Genomic DNA, 19,065 nt, shown 5'->3' on the forward strand with positions numbered 1-19,065 from the left:
CCATGCAAACCACCCTCAGCGAACAAGCCCGACAACTGCCGCGTGCTGCCGAGGCGGAAAAAATCCTGCGTACCTGCGTGCATTGCGGGTTCTGCAACGCGACCTGCCCGACCTATCAGTTACTCGGCGATGAACTCGACGGGCCGCGCGGGCGCATTTATCTGATCAAGCAAGTGCTCGAAGGCGCAGCGGCCACCGAGCAGACACAATTGCATCTGGATCGCTGCCTGTCCTGCCGCAACTGCGAAACCACCTGCCCTTCCGGCGTCGACTATCACAACCTGCTGGATATCGGGCGGGCCGTGGTCGATCAAGGGGTGCCGCGCCCCGCCGCCCAGCGCTTGTTGCGCGAGGGTTTGCGCGCACTGGCGCCGAATCCCGGGGTGTTCAAGGGACTGCTGCGGGTCGGCACGACGTTCCGGCCTTTGCTGCCGCGCCTGTTCGAAAGCAAATTGCCGCAACGCGCATCTTTATCCGGCACACGCCCAGCCCCGCGCCATGCACGGCGGGTGTTGCTGCTCGAAGGCTGTGTACAACCGGGCCTGTCGCCGAACACCAACGATGCGACGGCGCGGGTGCTTGATCGGTTGGGAATCAGCGTCACCCCGGTGACCGAGGCCGGTTGCTGCGGCGCGCTGGACTATCACCTCGACGCCCAGGCCAAGGGCCTCGATCGCGCCCGACAGAACATCGACGCGTGGTGGCCGCACCTGGAAAACGGCGCGGAAGCCATCGTGCAGACCGCCAGCGGTTGCGGCGCGTTCATCAAGGATTACGGGCATCTGCTGGCGCAGGATCCGCGCTACGCCGACAAGGCGCGGCAGATCAGCGAGCGGACGCTGGATCTGGTGCAGATCCTCGCGCAGGAACCTTTGGAGAAAGTGTGTGCCGCCGCCCAACGCCGGATCGCCGTGCATTGCCCCTGCACCCTGCAACACGCGCTGAAACTCGGCGGCGCGGTAGAGGCGCTGCTGATCCGGCTGGGCTTCAACCTCACGGCGGTACCGGACGGACATCTGTGTTGTGGTTCGGCCGGCACCTATTCGCTCACGCAACCGACCCTTGCCCGGCAACTGCGCGACAACCGCCTCAACGCCTTGGAGAGCGATCGCCCGGACCTTATCGTCACTTCCAACATCGGTTGCCAGAATCATCTGGGCGGCGCCGGGCGCACGCAAGTCTTGCACTGGATCGAACTGGTGGATCAGTCGTTGGCAGAATGAAGTTCGTAGGATTCTTCGTTTGCCGCCGCCGGCGAAGGCTGCGATCTTTTCCTCCATCCTTTACGTGACCGTGGCAGGAATTTTTTTCATGACCGTGCAGCCTTTCGTCAGCCCCGACCTGATCCGCCAACGCTTCTCCAAAGCGATGTCCGATATGTACCGCGAAGAAGTGCCGTTGTACGGCGCGCTGATGGAACTGGTGGAGCAGACCAACCGCGAAGTGCTCACGGCTCAGCCGGACATCGCACGGCAGCTCGACAGCACAGGTGAAATCGAACGACTGGACATGGAGCGCCACGGCGCCATCCGCGTCGGTACCGCCAAGGAGCTGGCAACCCTCGCGCGCCTGTTCGCAGTGATGGGCATGCAACCGGTGGGTTATTACGATCTGACCCCGGCGGGCGTGCCGGTGCACTCCACGGCGTTTCGCGCGGTGCATGAAGCAGCGCTGCAGGTCAGTCCGTTTCGAGTGTTCACTTCGTTGCTGCGTCTGGAACTGATCGAGGATCCCGAGCTGCGCACGTTTGCCGAATCGGTGTTGAACCAGCGCTCGATTTTTACCCCTGCTGTCTTGCACCTGATCGAGCAGGCTGAGTCAGCGGGTGGGCTGAATGAGGATGAAGCGGAGGAATTTGTCCTGCAGGCACTGGAGACCTTTCGCTGGCATCACAGCGCAACTGTCACTGCCGCGCAGTACCAGACCCTCAGCGCCCAGCACCGTTTGATCGCCGATGTGGTGGCGTTCAAAGGCCCGCACATCAATCACCTGACCCCGCGCACGCTGGACATCGACAGGGTTCAGGCGCAAATGCCGGTGCACGGCATCACCCCGAAAGCGGTGATAGAAGGGCCACCGCGCCGGAAATGTCCGATCCTGCTGCGCCAGACCAGTTTCAAGGCGCTGGATGAGCCGATCACTTTTACCGACCAGCACGACACCCGTGGCAGCCACAGCGCGCGTTTCGGCGAGATCGAACAACGTGGTGCGGCGCTGACGCCCAAAGGCCGGGCGCTGTATGACCGCTTGCTGAATGCTGCGCGCGATGAACTCGGTGACTTCCCCAACGAAGGCAACGCCGCACGCTACAACGCGCTGATGACCCAATACTTTGGCGAATTTCCTGACAGCGTCGACGGCATGCGCGAGCAGGAGCTGGCGTATTTTCGCTACTTCCCTACGGAAAAAGGCTTGGCGGCGGGTACCCTTACGTCCGGATCGTTGGAGGACTTGCTCCGCGAGGGCCATGTGAAAGCTGAACCCTTGGTGTACGAAGATTTCCTGCCAGTGAGTGCGGCGGGGATTTTTCAGTCGAACCTTGGGGATGCTGCACAGACGCACTATGGCGAACACTCGAACCGCCAGACATTCGAACAAGCGCTGGGGCGTGCGACCATTGATGAATTGGAGTTGTATGCCGAGACGCAGCGGCGTTCGATTGAGGAGTGTGCCCAGGCTTTGGGCCTGAAACCGCTCTGACTGTGGCGAGGGAGCTTGCTCCCGCTGGGTCGCGAAGCGGCCCTCGTTTTGGGAGCGTCGCGCACTCCAGCGGGAGCAAGCTCCCTCGCCACAGAATCGAATGTTGCTTCTAGCGCAACCTCAACAACAAGGCGAAACGCCCGATGCTAGCCCTTGGCCTTACTGCGCAACTTCTTGCGCACCTGCTCGGCAAAAAAACCTGATCATCTCGCTGCAGGCCTTGACTGGCGTGGCCTACAGCCAAGTGCGCAACTTCTTGCGCAGTACTGCGCAAGAAGTTGCGCACTTTCCCTCTCGATTCAGCAAAAAACATCGGTCATAACGCAGGCTAGAGCCGCTTCACCCCCGGCTGCCGGGACCTTCGACAAACCTGGCACGCTCCTTGATAACAATCAGGCACCCACCGGGCGATTTCGCCTCCCGGGCACCCTAAATTTATCCGCAAGGAGAGCACCCCATGGCAACACCAGCGTACATGTCGGTTACCGGCGAAAAACAAGGCCTGATCACTGCCGGCGCCTTCACCGCCGACTCCGTTGGCAACACCTACCAGGAAGGCCACGAAGACCAGGTCATGGTTCAGGCTTTCAGCCACGACGTGATCATCCCGCGTGACCCACAATCCGGTCAGCCAACCGGTCAGCGCGTTCACAAGCCAGTGATCATCACCAAGGTCTACGACAAGGCTTCGCCTCTGCTGCAAGCTGCTCTGACCTCCGGCGAGCGCATGAGCGAAATCGTTATCCAGTGGTACCGTACTTCTGCTCAAGGTACTCAAGAGCACTACTACACCACCAAACTGGAAGACGCGATCATCGTCGCCATCAACAACAAAATGCACAACTGCCAGGATCCAGGCAACTCGCACTTCACCCACCTGGAAGAAGTGCAGTTCACCTACCGCAAAATCACCTGGACCCACGAAGTATCCGGTACTTCGGGTTCCGATGACTGGCGTGCTCCAGTCGTTTAATTACGGCTGATCGTTACAAGCATCGACCAGCCCTGCTGGTCGATGTTGTTTACGCCCCTCCAGAATTTCGCGTACGTTGAGCCGTTTTTTGCGGCCGTCGACGAGCGCCGCTGTACAGCACGAGGAACAAGGGATGTTCGCGCCGGCCAATGAAACCCACTTTGCCCTGACCATCGAAGGGCTCTCCGCCGATTTTCAGGTATTCACCCTGACCGGCCGGGAAGCCATCAGCCAGCCTTTTGTCTTTGAGGTGGAGCTGGTCAGTGAGCAGCCGTCGCTGGACCTCGAAACCCTGCTGCACAAACCGGCCTTTCTGCAGTTGTCGCCCGATGGCAGCGGCATCCACGGCCAGATCTACCGCGCCGCGCAAGGTGACTCGGGCAAACGCCTGACCCGTTATTCGGTGACCCTGCGTCCGCAACTGTCGTACCTGGCGCACCGCGTCAACCAACGGATCTTCCAAAACCTCACGGTGCCGAAAATCATCGGCATGGTCCTCGAAGAGCACGGCATTCAAAGCAACGCCTACGAATTCAAGACCGGTTCGATCTATCCCGAGCGCATCTACTGCGTGCAATACGATGAATCGGATCTGCATTTCATCCAGCGCCTGTGCGAGGAAGAAGGTATTCACTACCACTTCCAGCACAGCGCTACAGCGCACAAGCTGGTGTTCGGCGATGACCAGACGGTGTTCCCGAAACTCAAGCCAGTGGCCTACCAGCAAGATTCCGGCATGGTCGCCAGCAATCCGGTGATCAAGCGTTTCGACCTGCGTCTGGAAACCCGCACCAGTCGCACCACCCGCCGCGATTACGACTTCGAAAAACCACGCCTGACCCTGGAAAGCGAAAACCGTGGCGACGCCCTGCCCGACCTCGAAGACTACGACTACCCGGGCCGCTTCATCGACCGCGAGCGCGGCAAGCACCTGGCCAAACGCGCCCTCGAACGTCACCGCAGCGACTTTCAGCTCGCCGAAGGCAGGAGCGATCAGCCGCTGCTGGTCAGCGGCCATTTCCTCGCCCTGACCGAGCACCCGAAAGCCAAATGGAATGACCTGTGGCTGCTCACCGAAGTCCTGCACGAAGGCAAGCAGCCGCAAGTGCTCGAAGAGTCGGTGACCAGCGACACCACCGCATTGAAGGACGATTTCCATCAGGGCTATCGCAACCGTTTCCAGGCGACCCCTTGGGACGTGCCGAACCGTCCACCGCTGCGCCACCCGAAACCGCGCATCCTCGGCAGCCAGAGCGCCGTGGTCACCGGCCCCAAAGGTGAAGAGATCCACTGCGACCAGTACGGCCGCGTCAAAGTGCAATTCCACTGGGACCGCGAAGGCCAGGCTGACGACAAGACCAGTTGCTGGCTACGCGTCTCCAGCGCCTGGGCCGGCGCCCAGTACGGCGGCATCGCCATCCCGCGCATCGGCATGGAAGTGCTGGTCACCTTCCTTGAGGGCGATCCCGATCAACCGCTGATCAGCGGCTGCCTGTATCACAAGGAAAACACCGTCCCGTATGAGCTGCCGGCAAACAAGACCCGCAGCACCTTCAAGACCCTGAGTTCGATGGGTGGCGGTGGCTACAACGAACTGCGCATCGAAGACAAAAAAGGTCAGGAGCAGATCTTCCTCCATGCCCAGCGCGACTGGGACGAGAACATCGAGCACGACCAGAAGATCCGCGTCGGTAACGAACGCCACGACACCGTCGAGCAAAACAGCTACACCGAATTCAAGGCTGAAGAGCACCACACCGTCTACGAAGACCGCAAAGTCGAAGCCCGCGCCAACGACCACCTGACCGTGGGCGTCAACCAGCACATCAAGATCGGCACCGGTCAGTTCATCGACGCCGGCCAGGAAATCCACCTGAGCAGCGGCATGAAAGTCGTGCTCGAAGCCGGCGCCGAACTGACCCTGGTCGGCGGCGGCAGCTTCATCAAGATCGACGCCGGCGGCGTGACCATGAGTGGCCCGACGATCAACATGAACTCCGGCGGCAGCCCCGGCAGCGGCACCGGCGCCGCCCCGCTGATGCCCGGCATCCTCAAACAGGCCGATGCCGACAAGGCCGGCCAGGTCCTGACCCCGGCCCAGATCAACACCCTCAAACGCAACGCGCCGTTCTGCGAAGAATGCGAAAAATGCAAGGCAGGTGCCTGTGCCATCTGATCGACTGACACCCAAGGACTGGCTGGCACAACAGCCGCTGCAGAGTGGCGAGCGCCTGTACCTGATCATCAGTGCAGCGAGCGATGCCGACGCGCTGAAAACCCTGTACCTGTCCGAACCCACCGCCCAGCTCCTGCCAATCTGGGGCGGCACGCCCTACTCCACCTGGCAACCGGTGATGCCCTACGTCACCGAACTCAAACCGAACTCGGCATTCCTGCCCTGGATCGCCGAAACCGACGCGCTCGATTGGGGTTGGCTGGCAGTATCGCGTTCGGAGCCGAACGAAGTGTTCGAGCATTTGCGCAGCCTGACGCAGGTAAAGATGCCGGATGGGACCGAGGTGTTTTTCCGCTTCTGGGATGGGCGGCATATCTACCCGATTCTGAAGGGGCTTGGGGAGAAGGCTGGGGAAGTAATGCCGATGTTTGAGCGGTATTTGATTAACGGGCAGACGCTGGAGGTTGGGACGCGGGTGTTGCCGAAGGTGAAGGATTGGCCGTGGTGGGAGGTGCCGAAGGATTTGCTGGATGGCTTAGCCAAGGAGAACCCGACGACACTAATCAGCAACCTGATGCAGTGGCTGGAAGAAGAACGCCCGGACATTTACAACGCTTGGCCAGAGAACAACCTGAAGCTGAAAGTCAGCCGTTTCGTGCGCCGCCCGGATGCGCCGAAAAACCTTAAAGAAGCACTGTTAAATCACCTGATTCTGGAGCAAGGCTGATGATCGCAAAGGAACGCATTGAGTTCATTGATGAGCAACTTAAAGTTTTTCCCGATAGCTTGAAACAATACCGAAGCCTTACTGAATCTTCATTTGCCGAATGGCTTGGCAGAGGGAGAGAATTTTTCGATAGACCTGCACTCTTCGGAATGAACAGGTCCATAAAGCTTGGAAATGCCAATAAAACCGTCAGTGTGACCGACAATGCGTTCGAGTCTACAGTTGCGCAGTGCCCGAAAGACGGCAGATTGCTTATTGAGAGTAAGTTTGTCTCAGTTCACGACATTCCAGTAGGAAACATCACTGTTGAGGTAACCCCTGAGGAAGGTGGTAACCCTGTACCTGTCACACTAGACGATCAAGGCAAAGGAGTTTTCAAAGGCACTCCTGGAAAAAAATACTATGTCCGCGTGCAGAGTAGTGTCACCGAGCGTCAGCTTAGCGACCTGTTCAATTCATATGACAAATTCACAAAAGAACTGAATAGCTGGCTTGACAACGAGTGGAAAACCTACAGACCTCTCTGGTCAAAAGAAACATTAGTATCAGCATACTTCGCGCAACTAAAAGGAACATTAGAGGGTGGCTGGAATGCAGTCAAATCGGCATTTGATGGCGTTAAGCATTTTTTTGAAATATTAAAAGACCCCGGGAAATTTGCAAACGAAATTGGCCAGAGCGCTGCTGACTTACTCAAGCTCGCAAAAGAAACGCCCCAAGCAATGGAAAAGTTGATGCTGCTGGCGAGTGACCAAGCAGTTCTTTTTCTGCTTATTAAAACCACCGCCTTATGGCTACTTCAACTACCACCCAGCATCATTTCTGGAAAATTCTCTGAGCAACTGTCCAGCATAGCAGTAACAATTCTTATCGATATCGTTTTCGCCATCGTACTGACATTCGCTGCCGAGGGTACTGGCATTGCATATTTAGGCGCCCGACTAATCAACTATGGCGCAAAAATTGTCGAGGCTGTCACTGGCTTCATAAAATCCATCATCCGCATATTGAAAACCTTTGCGGATATGATTGATCAATTTAAACGTGTTGCTACCCGCACAATCGCAGGCACCTTTGAAAAAGGCAAGGTAAGAGTAAACTGGGATAGGCAGGATCACGCAAAGATCAGTCGTTCCGAGCATGTCGATGACAAATCAAAACAATCGACCAGCCATGACGACAAGAATGTCGCGTGCACCAGAGAAACCTGCGTAAACGGTTGCCCTGTTTCAATGGTCACCGGTGAGGAACTGTTAACGCTCACTGATGGACAACTGAATGGACTGTTCCCTTTTGAATGGACTCGTCTTTATCGAACCAGCGCAGTAGAAATCGACTGTGGCCTAGGTCATGGTTGGAGTCATGCACTGTCGCAGCGTGTCGAGGTTCTTTCGGAAGATGTGATATGGACTGACCATGAAAACCGCATAACGACTTTCCCCCTGCCTAACGCCCAGCGACCGGCAATCACCAATAGTCTGGCCAAAGCGGCGGTATTTATAGGCGATGATCCATCTGAGCTTGTACTCACACAAGCTGGGGATCGCCCGCTGTTTTATCACTTCCGATATGACAGTAAAGGCGCCACGCTGGTTGCTATTAGTGACCGATACCGTAACCGTTTGCACATCAACCGAGATATACATGGTCGTATCAAGCGCATCGACAATGGTGCAGGTCGTGCCTTGCTGCTGCGTTATGACCGAAAACACATTATTGCCGTTGACTATCAACAATTCCGTCCGGCAGATAACTTAGAAGAGAGTTGGAGCACTATCCAAACTCTCGTCACTTATCGTTACGATGAAAAAAATCGTCTAATAGAAGCAAAAAATGCTGCGGGCGAGAGCGAGCGTTATGCCTATAACGATCTGCATGTGATCCTCGAGCGTCAGTTAGCCGGCGGTGCGAGTTTCTTTTGGGAATGGGAAAACGAAGGCAAATCATCGCGCTGCACGCACCACTGGGCAAACTTCACTCAGATGGATGCTTACTACGCGTGGGATGACAAAGGAAGCGTCACCGTTACCAATGCTGATGGCAGTGAAGAAGTCTACACTCACGATGACCAAGCCAGGTTGATTAGCCAAATCGATGCAGATGGCGCTGAGCACCTGAAGGCGTACGACGAAAAAGGCCGCCTAGTCGCTGAAAAAGATCCGCTTGGTGCAATTACTGAATACCAATACAACGAGGCTGGACGTTTGGAGGCGCTTATCCCACCTGAGGATACGCCTACAGTGTATGACTACACTAACGGCTTTGTTTCAGAGGTTCGTCGCGGCGACTCAACCTGGTATTACCACCGAAATGTTCAAGGCGACATTACTCAACAAGTAGACCCGAATGGTCATATCACCGAATACATCTATGATGCTCAGGGCCGTTTGCTGGAAATCCGACACCCGGACGGTGGCCGCCATAAGTTTGGTTGGAACGATCTCGGTGAACTGCTTGAGGAACATCTGCCGGATGGAGGCAAACGCAAATATCGCTACGATTCTCTAAGTCGGCAAATTACTCGACAGGACGAAACTGGGGCAATTACTCAGTTCGTTTGGGATGCCGCTAACCGACTCGCCCAAGTCTCTTTGCCTGGCGGTGCGGTTCGCGCCTACACCTACAACCCCTATGGGCGTGTCACTGCCGAACGCGACGAACTGGGCCGCATCACCCGCTACGAGTACGCCGACAATCTGCACCTGGTCAGCCGCCGCATCAATCCAGACGGCAGCCAATTGCGCTACCGCTACGACAACTCGCGCTTGCTGCTCACCGACATCGAAAACGAACGCGGCGAGCACTACCACCTCGACTACTACAGTAACGGCCTGATCCAGCAGGAAACCGGCTTCGATGGTCGCCGTACTGCCTACGAATACGACCTCAACGGCCAACTGCTGAAGAAAACCGAGTTCGGCGACGACGACAGCGAGCTGGTGACCGAGTACAAGCGCGACGCCGCCGGCCGCCTGTTGGTGAAAACCCTGCCCGACGGCGAGGAAATCCGCTACAGCTACGACGCCCTCGGCCGCCTGGTGAACGTCGACGACGGCCATTGGCCCCTCACATATGAGTACGACGTTCAGGATCGCCTGATTACCGAACACCAAGGTTGGGGTACCACGCGCTACGAGTACGATAGTGTCGGTCAGCTCAAGCATTGCCGCCTGCCCGACGGCAGCAAGCTCGACTACCGCCACCTGCCTGGCGGCGAGCTCAGCGGCATCGACCTCAACGGCTCGCGCCTGACCCGCCACCAGTTCAGCGCCGGTCGCGAACAGCAGCGCCAGCAAGGCCTGCTGCTCAGCCAATACCAATACGACGAGCAGGGCCGGCTGCAATCCCACAGCGTCAGCCAGCGCGACAGGAATCTGTTCCAGCGCCGCTACGCCTACGACGCCAACGGCAACCTCGCCGGTATCGACGACAGCCGCAAGGGCAACCGCAGCTTCCACTACGACCCGCTCGACCGCCTCATTAGCGTGCGCGGGGCCACCCCGGAAAGCTTCGCTCACGACCCGGCCGGCAACCTCCTCGGCCAGAACGACCTGCCCGTCGCCAACCTCGCCAACGTCAAGGGCAACCGCCTGCTGATGCAAGGCGACCGCCACTATGACTACGATGTCCATGGCAACCTGATCCGCGAACGCCGCGGCGCCGGGCAGAAGCTCGTCACCGAGTACCGCTACGACGCCCAGCACCGCCTGGTCGGCGTCACCCTGCCCAGCGGCAGCACAGCCAGCTACAGGTACGACGCTTTCGGCCGCCGGATCGAGAAGACCGTCGACGGCCACACCACCGAGTTCCTCTGGCAAGGCGAACGCCTGATCGCCGAAAGCGCGGGCAACCGTTATCGCACTTACATCTACGAAACCGGCAGCTTCCGCCCGCTGGCCGTGCTCGACGGCGAAGGGCCGCTTAAAGCGACACCGTTCTACTACCAGCTCGATCAGCTTGGTACGCCGCAGGAACTCACGGACTACAGTGGCGAGATCATGTGGTCCGCGAAGTACCGCGCCTACGGCAACCTTGCCGCGTTGGACGTCAGCGAAGTCGACAACCCATTGCGATTCCAGGGTCAATATTTCGATGCGGAGACGGGGTTACATTACAACCGGCACCGCTACTACAATCCGGGAACTGGACGGTTTCTGACGCCGGATCCAATAAAGCTTGCGGGTGGACTGAATAACTATCAGTACGTGCCTAACCCTACTGGCTGGATCGACCCACTGGGTTTGAACTCCGATTGCCCCGGAGGACCAAACTGCAAACCCGGAAAGGTAGAAGATCCCTCACGTAAAGCAAAGGTGGAAGACGGAGAACCAAAATCTCCAGATGTTCAATGGACCAACCACGGAAATAAACACGTTGCTCCCAAGGCTCCTTGGCCATCGGTTGTAAAATCAACAGCAAATGGCGGAGCAGCCAAGTACGCACCGGGTACCGACATTGAGGCTTTAGAACGACATGCTTTTGAGCATGGCCAAGAGGTTAACAACGGAAAACCTTGGAAAGTTATTGACATGGGACGAATCATTGGCGCAAACGATGGAAAAGAAACTCGATTCATGAGGGTTGAGCTCAGTGCGAATACAATTCATGGACATCCAATTTCCGAAGATGCATTTAAAAAACTCACGAAAAAGAAGAAATAAAACATGCTCACTACAGAAATAGAAAAGCTAGGCGGAACTGTTACATTCGACGACATTTCTCAGCTGGATCAGTCCGCTGAGATTTCCATCATAGTGGATGAACTCAAAGAAGATTTATTTCAAGCCGCTCTTCCGTTCCAGCAAATAATTGATATTGGTTGGTATCCGGAGTTTAGCGAACACGGCGCATTCAAAGTATCATTAATCTCAAATTTCAACTGGGAAAAACCCATCTATAGCGAAAAAGCAAAAAACTGGACCGAGCTAAAAAATGCAATAAAGAACACTTTGAAAAAAGTACAAACAGAATAACGGATAGAAGTTAACTCTTCAAAATCTTAAAAATCCCGATAGAAAAAAGCACAAAGGGGACAGACTCATTTCCGGTTTGCCCCCAATTTTTGATTCAAAAGGGAGTGAAAATTCCCCCCTGTTCTAGCCGCCTTTTTCAGAAACAAGTCCGTGCCCTTTTTCCGGAAGAACGCCTGCCGGACGGCGGCCAGCGTAAATATCGCTACGATGCACTGGGTCGGCAGATTACCCGTCAGGAAGAATCCGGCGCCATCACCCACTACCAATGGGATGCGGCCAACCGCCTGGCACAAGTCACGCTGCCGGGCGGCGCAACACGTGCCTTCACCTACAACGCCTATGGCAACGTCACCGCCGAACGCGACGAACTCGGTCGCGTCACGCGATATGAGTATGCGGAAAACCTGCACCTGGTCAGCCGCCGCATCAATCCGGACGGCAGCCAACTGCGCTATCGCTACGACAACTCGCGTCTGTTACTCACCGACATCGAAAACGAGCGCGGCGAACATTACCAGCTCGATTACTACTCGAGCGGCCTGATCCAACAGGAAACCGGCTTCGAAGGTCGTCGCGCGGCCTACGAATACGACCTCAACGGCCAGTTGCTGAAGAAAACCGAATTCGGCGATGACGGCAGCGAACTCGTTACCGAATACCAGCGCGATACCGCTGGCCGTCTGCTGGTAAAAACCCTCGCCGATGGCGAGGAAATTCACTACAGCTACGACGCTCTCGGCCGCCTGGTAAACGTCGACGACGGTCACTGGCCGCTCGCCTACAAATACGACCTGCAAGACCGCCTCATCGAGGAACACCAAGGCTGGGGCAACTTGCGTTACGAGTACGACAGCGTTGGCCAGCTTAGCCACTGCCGCCTTCCGGATGGCAGCAAACTCGACTACCGTCACCTGTCCGGCGGACGCCTGAGCAGCATCGACCTCAACGGCTCACGCCTGACCAGCCACCAGTTCAGCGCCGGTCGCGAACAACAGCGCCAGCAAGGCCTGTTGCTCAGCCAATACCAATACGACGAACAAGGCCGCCTGCAAGCACACACCGTCGGCCAGCGTGATAAAAACCTGTTCCAGCGGCGCTACAACTACGACGCCAACGGCAATCTCGCCGGCATTGACGACAGCCGCAAAGGCAATCGCAGCTACCATTACGACCCGCTCGATCGCTTGGTCAGCGTACGCGGCACGACACCGGAAAGCTTCGCCCACGACCCGGCGGGCAACCTGCTCGGTCAGAACAACGAAGGCACGGCCAACCTCGCCAACGTCAAAGGCAACCGCTTGCTGATGCAGGGCGACCGTCATTACGACTATGACGCCTATGGCAACCTGATCCGCGAACGCCGTGGCGCCGGCCAGAAACTCGTTACCGAATACAGATACGACTGCCAGCACCGTCTCATCGGCGTCAGCCTGCCGGGCGGCAGCACCGCGTCCTACAAATACGACGCCTTCGGTCGACGCATCGAGAAGACCGTTGACGGCCAGACCACCGAGTTTCTGTGGCAAGGTGAACGACTGATCGCCGAAAGCGCGGAAAACCGGTACCGCAGCTACATCTACGAACCCGGTAGCTTCCGCCCACTGGCGATGCTCGATGGCGAAGGCCCGCGCAAAGCCACGCCGTTTTACTACCAACTCGACCACCTCGGCACACCGCAGGAACTCACCGACTACAGTGGCGAGATCATGTGGTCGGCCAAGTACCGCGCCTACGGTAACCTCGCGGCGCTGGACGTCAGCGAGATCGATAACCCGTTGCGCTTCCAGGGTCAGTATTTCGACGCCGAGACGGGGTTACATTACAACCGCCACCGCTACTACAATCCGGGCACTGGGCGGTTTTTGACGCCGGACCCGACCAAGCTCGCGGGTGGGTTAAACAACTACCAGTACGTGCCTAATCCTACGGGATGGGTGGATCCGTTGGGCTTGAGCGGTAACTGTCCCGATGCGGATAAGAAACTACCGCAAGGTGCAACCCCTGGGTCTACTTCAGGGAATACAGTCAAAGACGCAGGACCTTCCGCTCCCCCAGAACCACCCCCTATCGGTCAGGGATATCACAATGAGGTTTATGGAAGTAAACCAGTAAAACCACAAGATGCTGTAAAACGATGGGAAGATTTCTTAGGTGAGGGGCCGTATACAAATATTCATCCTAGGACTGGGTTAACAGACAACGATAGAATTGTGTCTGCCGACGGCAAGAGAAGTATTCGGTATGGTAACCACGAAATGAGTAGCAAACCGAATAAGCATCACTACCATGAAGAGACTTGGACACTAGATCTAATAAACAATGTAATGAACGTCGACAACACCGTAATACGAGTACCACTAGGAACAAAATAAATGAATATTACGATAGCAAGCATAGTTAAAAGTACGCACAATAAAATACTTGTCGAGTATTCAACACCCTATGGAAAAGGCTTATCAGTATTTACAGGTTCGACCCCTACCGCAAATCAAACACTTGATGTCGAAATCAATATAGACGATGAGTTCATTTGGGGAGAAAATTTGACCCCCTCCTCAAAAAACACGCCTTCCATATCCTTCGACCTAGGATTCACATACATCACAGGAGAGTTAATCGTTATTGAGGACGACGGTTGCGGTGTATTAAAAATTGGGGATGCGATAATACTAATTTCTCTTGAGCAAAAAAAACATACCCTACCCATATACGTAGATATTATTGCAAAAGAAATCTCCATCCACCCAACCAACATATGAGCAAGCAACCCCAAAAGCTTTTATCTGATATTAGTTCCCTCCCTTTGAAGATCTCTGCTCTGCGGCTCTCTAAAAAGGGTCGTTTCGAAAAAGGAAAAAGAGAAAAATGGCACAGATTTATTTTCCAGCTAAAAGTTGAAGTAAATCAAAATGATAATTGAGCTTGATGGATTATCCATCTCATCCGAGCAAGAATTCCATAAGCGAATAGCATCTGCTTTTTCCGTTACCCAATTTTATGGAAACAACCTCAATGCTCTTTGGGACCTGCTCACCGACGTAGAACGTCCAATTGAATTAATTTGGACGAACTCAAAACATTCAGAAGAACGAATGGGTGATGCATATAAAAAAATCTTAACCATTCTTGATCGAGTAAAAAGTCAAGATGAAAGCTTTGGACTGGATGAGAAATTCAGCTACCAACTGAAATAGAGAAAGCAAACTATAAAAAAATTGGCAGTTTCGTCTTTTATCGCTGAAAAATAAACTGCCTTTTTTCCGAATAAATGGCGAACAACAAAGGACAACCTGAACCACTCATTTAGCATGACTAAATACAGTGGCACGTTTTGGCGTCGAGGGCACCTGCAACAAAGGTGACAGATTTATTATTAATAGATGACCCAAAAGGCATTAAAAATGGATTCGTCATTTTGCTTACTAAAAGAGGGTGAAAACTCACTTACGCACTTGCTTTGAGACCCCTGCAGATCACGACTTCGGCACAGCTGATGATGAACATTTGAGGATGGTATGATCACGTTAATACCAACGGGGAAATTTCCATGAAATTTAAATCAGCCGGCACGGAAATCAATTTAAACACGGTCTCTTACAGGAGCCTTGGCTTCGGAGAGAAATCTATTCTTGAAACAAAAAAATACGCGATAACGATAAAAAACGATGAGTTTCCGGAGCAATTCATCAAACACGCAAACTCATTTATTATCGAATGCAAAGTTGATGACTCTAAGCAAGGCCACGCGGACATTCCAGAGCTTGAAAAGATAAATTACCCAACCTTTGATAAAATTTTAAAAAACCATCACTATTTAGCGGCCAGCCTTATAAAAGATTATCTTTATTTCGAGCTTTTTTATTTTCTATTTCAAAAATCAGAAAAACCTGAACTAGTTATAAATAGCATAAAAGATGTAAAATCAGATGAAATGTCAATTACGATCATGGGTGATACGTATCCAGCTCAGAAAAGTTGATGAACGAAAGGTGACAGATTTATTTTCCAACTCTAATCTAAAGAGATTGAAATAAACCCGTCTCCTTTTACACGACCACACTTCGCATACGGAGTCTCGCCGCCCATTAAATGATTTTTTCACCATCTACAATATAGCAATCATCTCTCCACCATTTCTTCCGCCACCTCATACTTAACCACCACCCGATTCCGATACAACCTCACCCGCTCCACCAATTCCCCCACCTGCCCCTTCTCACGCACTTCCCGCCAGATCTCATTCTCCCGATACACCCGCTCCCCCTCCCGCACAAACCGGTGCCCTTCCTGAAACACGTGATACCGATACTCCCGCACCCGATCGCACAACAACTCCCCTTCCAGCTGCGTGTCCCCCACATTCAACTTCAACTGAAAAGTCCGATCCGTCGGGTTGTGCAGTACCAGGTCAACGTAGTTGTAGAAAATCGCCGCGCCGGAACCGAATGGCAGGACACGTCCTTCGTCCGGGAAGGGATCGAAGCTGTGGTTGGAGCGTTCAACGACTATCAGTGGCGAGTGAATCGCCATCCAGTGGATCAGGTTGCTCAGTTGGCAGATTCCGCCGCCGATACCGCTGCGCGCTTCGCCGAAGGACAGTTCCATGCCTTCGACGTAGCCGCGTTTGCGGGTTGGGCGGCCGACGAGGCGGCAGAAGGAGAAGTGTTCGCCTGGGGCGATGATGAGGCCGTCGATGGCGGCGACGGCGAGTTTGAGGTTGATGACTTTGTTGTGTTGCAGGGCGAGGTCGGAGTCGCCGAGTTTGCGGATGAGTTTTGAGGTGTGTTTGAGGTAGCGGAAAGGCAAACGTTCAGCGCCGGCAACCAGGCGTGCGTAGCGTTTGCTGGAGCAACGCCAGGCGATCTGGCGGAATAGTCTTTTTTGCCACACGCGCAGCCGGTACAGGGCCGGGTGGTACAGGGAAAGTGGTTTCATCCGTGAGGCAACGGCAGGCGCCGTTTTGTCCTTGAAGCGTGTTAGGGGCGCGCAGTTTAGCCTGTGGGACGGCTTGCGTCGTGCGCGAGATGTCGTGTCTCGACACACTTCGAATGGCTTGCTGAACGGCGAATTAAGCTTCAACTAAGCTTGCGTCGCTAGCATCCCGGCCAGAGAGATACCTGTCGCCGATCAACCGCGGATGAGCTTCCAGAATGAGCCAGTTTGATTTACCAGCCGTTACGCAGCCGAATTTCAGTCTTGTATTGGTAAATTACAAAACCCCGGACATCACCCGGATGTGCCTGGAGTTGTTGCGCCAGCATGTTCAGGAGCAGCGCATTCCGGTTTGGGTGGTGGACAATGATTCGGCGGACGCCAGCCTGGATTACTTGCGTTCGCTGGACTGGATCAATCTGATCGAACGTCCCTCCCCCGGCAAAGAAGCCGGGCATATTGCACATGGCAAGGCGCTGGATCTGGCGCTGGAAAAAGTTGAAACCGACTATCTGTTTCTGCTGCACACCGACACCTTTGTCTACGACAAGGAAGTCTTCTCGATGATGTTGCGTGAGTGCATGAGGACTTCGGATATCGCCGCAGTCGGGTGTGTCGAGCAAATCAATCGAGGAATTGTCAGAGACACCTGGCGACTAACTTCGCGCTTTTGCAAACATTATATTCGCCGGGCGAAAACCTCATTGGGTCTGCACAGTAAAGAGCCAAAACCTTATCGGGAAACTCATCTCAAAAGTTTTTGCACCTTGTGGAACGCCAAGTTGATGAAATCCCAGGGACTGCACTTTTGCATGGATGACCGAGTGCCCGGTTATACGCTGCAGGATCGAATGGTCGGTTTGGGCTACGGCATCAAGCTGTTGTCACCGCGCAAGATTTTCCGCTACCTGGATCACATCCAGGCAGGAACCGTCGCCGCTGCCGGCACCTACGGCAAAAACCACCGCCGCACCAAAATGTATGAAGCCACCCTCAAACGCTTTGAGGGGCAGGCATCGGTATAATCGCGAACACAAAAAAGGGCGACTGCAAAGTCGCCCTTTTTTTATCTGAAATTGTATACATCCGCTCCGAAGAGGTGTTCGCCCAGTGTAATGGCCTGGCAATCCATGCACCGGTAAAGAGCCCTGACACTGGGCGAACGGGAAGGATTTTAATAGAAGTTGGCGGATATGTCGTCATACCTAAAGGTAAATTTAATGTACGAAGAAGTTAATAGATATTTATCGACGAAATCCTTTCATGAAACTTTCAACGCACGGCTCAAATCGTTTCAGATGATTGTTCTCATACAATAATCTGTACAAGAACAATCATCTTGTAGAGTTATTGCTCAGCTTTCATGCTGACTGGTCACTTTTAATACATCGGTATAAGTCACAACTACGCTTTGCCCGACTTTCAGATCTTTCAGCCTGGCTTGAATTTCAGGCTTTTTCACGTCGAGTGTTTTCGACTGGCCTTGGGGGTTTTCCAGGGTCACCTGATTATTCTTCAAATCAATTTTGGTGATTTTCAGTTGCACCTGAATCTGGCGATATGCCTCCCCGCCCGGGTTTTCAGTGCCCGGAGCGTTGCGCAGCTCGCCGCTGCGCTCGACGGTGCCAGGCAGACCTTTATCCACATCGGTATCGAGGTAAGCCGCCACCGAGCGTTCCACTTTGACTTTTACCTGGTCGCCAACCCTTAGATTGGCGAGGTTTTTCGCTTGGTCGCTCAGTTGAACGTGGACCTGTTGACCTTCGGCACCTTCAAGCACGACCTGATGCTTGGCCGCATCGACAGCCAGCACTTTGGTGGTGACCTGATCGGCCTGGACAGTGGCAGACAGCGGAATATCGGTCGCCATTGCGCCGAAGCTGGTGGCGGACAGAACGGTTGCGAGGGTGATGGCCTTGGCCAGAGCGTGGAGCTTCATAAGCGGTACTTTCCCTGTAATGAATGGCAGCAACCGGCACCCACGCGTGGCAGGCGCCGACTGTGCCACTGAGCATAGACGCTGTTCAGGGCTTGGCTTTCGTTTCAGCCGCAGCGGTCTCCTGTGCGGTGGATTCGCCACTCGCGGTGCCCTTGCCGCTGTCTTTGCGCTGTTTGGGGTCGGTTGGGCGCAGGGCGTCGTTGTCGCGCTCGGTTTCTCCCGGTGGACGGGGATCGTCGGGGTGTTCGCTGGGGGACACGGGTTTCATGGAATTGCTCCTCAGGCTTCAGGGTCATCCAGTTCATTGGTAACGTTCACGGCTGGCGAATCCTTGTGCAAATCGTCGGCCTCGGCGCGCAGGATCTGCCACTGCTCCAGATCGATCGCGCCCTGGCCGAGCAGATCGTCGGCGATGCGCTGCAGGTCGAAGTAGTGAGCGTCGGGGGACTGCTGCCAGTAGGTCTGGTCGTCGAACAGGCGCTGCCAGGTGGTGAGGTCTGGGGGTTGCAGGTCGTCGCTCATGGGCGGGTTCCTCGCCGGGGTCTCGGAAATGGGCCGGGATTGATCGGTAGAGGGTGGTAGACAAGGCGGAGTTCCGGGCAATTGCTCTGTGGGTGACTGTACCGGCGCCTTCGCGAGCAAGCC

The 19,065-nt window shown here is 54.9% G+C and carries 15 protein-coding genes and 1 pseudogene; 12 read left to right on the top strand and 4 right to left on the bottom strand.

All coding sequences use genetic code 11. The features are described 5' to 3' along the window. The first annotated feature begins 2 nt into the window (after positions 1 to 2). The 11 genes and pseudogenes from glcF to AC1RBR_RS16780 all read left to right on the top strand — a co-directional run bounded on the left by glcF (position 3) and on the right by AC1RBR_RS16780 (position 15,528). Positions 3 to 1,223, top strand: coding sequence for a glycolate oxidase subunit GlcF (gene glcF, locus AC1RBR_RS16730; protein WP_492565634.1), 1,221 nt, complete (start codon positions 3 to 5; stop codon positions 1,221 to 1,223). 88 nt (positions 1,224 to 1,311) lie between these two features. Further along, the gene (gene hglS / locus AC1RBR_RS16735; protein WP_492565636.1) at positions 1,312 to 2,700 is read left to right on the top strand and encodes a 2-oxoadipate dioxygenase/decarboxylase HglS; all 1,389 of its coding nucleotides are present in this window, start codon (positions 1,312 to 1,314) and stop codon (positions 2,698 to 2,700) included. A gap of 457 nt (positions 2,701 to 3,157) precedes the next feature. Further along, entirely contained in the window at positions 3,158 to 3,673 is a 516-nt protein-coding gene (locus AC1RBR_RS16740) for an Hcp family type VI secretion system effector (protein ID WP_003226246.1), read from the top strand. A 133-nt stretch (positions 3,674 to 3,806) separates the two neighbouring features. Further along, complete coding sequence (locus tag AC1RBR_RS16745; RefSeq protein ID WP_492565638.1) at positions 3,807 to 5,849, top strand: type VI secretion system Vgr family protein; 2,043 nt, start codon at positions 3,807 to 3,809, stop codon at positions 5,847 to 5,849. Beyond that, positions 5,839 to 6,576 (top strand): DUF4123 domain-containing protein, encoded by a 738-nt coding sequence (locus AC1RBR_RS16750; protein ID WP_492565640.1) that lies wholly within the window; start codon positions 5,839 to 5,841, stop codon positions 6,574 to 6,576. Before AC1RBR_RS16745 ends, AC1RBR_RS16750 begins: the two co-directional genes overlap by 11 nt. Beyond that, the gene (locus tag AC1RBR_RS16755) at positions 6,576 to 11,237 is read left to right on the top strand and encodes an RHS repeat-associated core domain-containing protein (protein ID WP_492565641.1); all 4,662 of its coding nucleotides are present in this window, start codon (positions 6,576 to 6,578) and stop codon (positions 11,235 to 11,237) included. Before AC1RBR_RS16750 ends, AC1RBR_RS16755 begins: the two co-directional genes overlap by 1 nt. Before the next feature lie 3 nt (positions 11,238 to 11,240). Next, positions 11,241 to 11,549: a hypothetical protein gene (locus AC1RBR_RS16760; RefSeq protein ID WP_115987054.1), complete on the top strand. Its 309-nt coding sequence runs from the start codon at positions 11,241 to 11,243 to the stop codon at positions 11,547 to 11,549. A gap of 164 nt (positions 11,550 to 11,713) precedes the next feature. Continuing rightward, positions 11,714 to 13,517, top strand: a pseudogene (locus AC1RBR_RS16765) (RHS repeat-associated core domain-containing protein); the annotation flags it as partial. A 404-nt stretch (positions 13,518 to 13,921) separates the two neighbouring features. Then, a complete protein-coding gene (locus AC1RBR_RS16770; protein ID WP_492565644.1) occupies positions 13,922 to 14,308 on the top strand; it encodes a hypothetical protein in 387 nt (128 codons plus the stop codon). A 150-nt stretch (positions 14,309 to 14,458) separates the two neighbouring features. Continuing rightward, entirely contained in the window at positions 14,459 to 14,743 is a 285-nt protein-coding gene (locus tag AC1RBR_RS16775; RefSeq protein WP_492565646.1) for a barstar family protein, read from the top strand. A 353-nt stretch (positions 14,744 to 15,096) separates the two neighbouring features. Next, positions 15,097 to 15,528, top strand: coding sequence for a hypothetical protein (locus AC1RBR_RS16780; RefSeq protein ID WP_492565648.1), 432 nt, complete (start codon positions 15,097 to 15,099; stop codon positions 15,526 to 15,528). A gap of 140 nt (positions 15,529 to 15,668) precedes the next feature. Here AC1RBR_RS16780 and AC1RBR_RS16785 read toward each other — a convergent pair whose 3' ends face one another. Next, the gene (locus AC1RBR_RS16785) at positions 15,669 to 16,484 is read right to left on the bottom strand and encodes a VanW family protein (RefSeq protein WP_492565649.1); all 816 of its coding nucleotides are present in this window, start codon (positions 16,482 to 16,484) and stop codon (positions 15,669 to 15,671) included. 215 nt (positions 16,485 to 16,699) lie between these two features. On the opposite strand from AC1RBR_RS16785, the gene AC1RBR_RS16790 reads away from it, so the two are divergent. After that, entirely contained in the window at positions 16,700 to 17,506 is an 807-nt protein-coding gene (locus AC1RBR_RS16790) for a glycosyltransferase family 2 protein (protein ID WP_095136645.1), read from the top strand. 329 nt (positions 17,507 to 17,835) lie between these two features. Here the strand turns inward: AC1RBR_RS16790 and AC1RBR_RS16795 are convergent, their stop codons facing one another. The 3 genes from AC1RBR_RS16795 to AC1RBR_RS16805 form a co-directional block, all read right to left on the bottom strand. Beyond that, positions 17,836 to 18,420, bottom strand: coding sequence for a hypothetical protein (locus AC1RBR_RS16795; protein ID WP_492567253.1), 585 nt, complete (start codon positions 18,418 to 18,420; stop codon positions 17,836 to 17,838). Between the two features lie 85 nt (positions 18,421 to 18,505). Then, complete coding sequence (locus AC1RBR_RS16800) at positions 18,506 to 18,688, bottom strand: hypothetical protein (protein WP_492565651.1); 183 nt, start codon at positions 18,686 to 18,688, stop codon at positions 18,506 to 18,508. 11 nt (positions 18,689 to 18,699) lie between these two features. Then, complete coding sequence (locus tag AC1RBR_RS16805) at positions 18,700 to 18,942, bottom strand: hypothetical protein (protein ID WP_095136648.1); 243 nt, start codon at positions 18,940 to 18,942, stop codon at positions 18,700 to 18,702. Positions 18,943 to 19,065 lie beyond the last annotated feature (123 nt).

The sequence above is a fragment of the Pseudomonas sp. GW823-FHT01D03 genome (genome assembly GCF_058798255.1).

What these genes read in the sequence shown, in the direction of transcription:
- glcF (WP_492565634.1), top strand. Translation starts at nt 3, where the DNA reads ATGCAAACCACCCTCAGCGAACAAGCCCGACAACTGCCGCGTGCTGCC.
- hglS (WP_492565636.1), top strand. Translation starts at nt 1,312, where the DNA reads ATGACCGTGCAGCCTTTCGTCAGCCCCGACCTGATCCGCCAACGCTTC.
- AC1RBR_RS16740 (WP_003226246.1), top strand. Translation starts at nt 3,158, where the DNA reads ATGGCAACACCAGCGTACATGTCGGTTACCGGCGAAAAACAAGGCCTG.
- AC1RBR_RS16745 (WP_492565638.1), top strand. Translation starts at nt 3,807, where the DNA reads ATGTTCGCGCCGGCCAATGAAACCCACTTTGCCCTGACCATCGAAGGG.
- AC1RBR_RS16755 (WP_492565641.1), top strand. Translation starts at nt 6,576, where the DNA reads ATGATCGCAAAGGAACGCATTGAGTTCATTGATGAGCAACTTAAAGTT.
- AC1RBR_RS16760 (WP_115987054.1), top strand. Translation starts at nt 11,241, where the DNA reads ATGCTCACTACAGAAATAGAAAAGCTAGGCGGAACTGTTACATTCGAC.
- AC1RBR_RS16770 (WP_492565644.1), top strand. Translation starts at nt 13,922, where the DNA reads ATGAATATTACGATAGCAAGCATAGTTAAAAGTACGCACAATAAAATA.
- AC1RBR_RS16775 (WP_492565646.1), top strand. Translation starts at nt 14,459, where the DNA reads ATGATAATTGAGCTTGATGGATTATCCATCTCATCCGAGCAAGAATTC.
- AC1RBR_RS16780 (WP_492565648.1), top strand. Translation starts at nt 15,097, where the DNA reads ATGAAATTTAAATCAGCCGGCACGGAAATCAATTTAAACACGGTCTCT.
- AC1RBR_RS16785 (WP_492565649.1), bottom strand. Translation starts at nt 16,484, where the DNA reads ATGAAACCACTTTCCCTGTACCACCCGGCCCTGTACCGGCTGCGCGTG.
- AC1RBR_RS16790 (WP_095136645.1), top strand. Translation starts at nt 16,700, where the DNA reads ATGAGCCAGTTTGATTTACCAGCCGTTACGCAGCCGAATTTCAGTCTT.
- AC1RBR_RS16795 (WP_492567253.1), bottom strand. Translation starts at nt 18,420, where the DNA reads ATGAAGCTCCACGCTCTGGCCAAGGCCATCACCCTCGCAACCGTTCTG.
- AC1RBR_RS16800 (WP_492565651.1), bottom strand. Translation starts at nt 18,688, where the DNA reads ATGAAACCCGTGTCCCCCAGCGAACACCCCGACGATCCCCGTCCACCG.
- AC1RBR_RS16805 (WP_095136648.1), bottom strand. Translation starts at nt 18,942, where the DNA reads ATGAGCGACGACCTGCAACCCCCAGACCTCACCACCTGGCAGCGCCTG.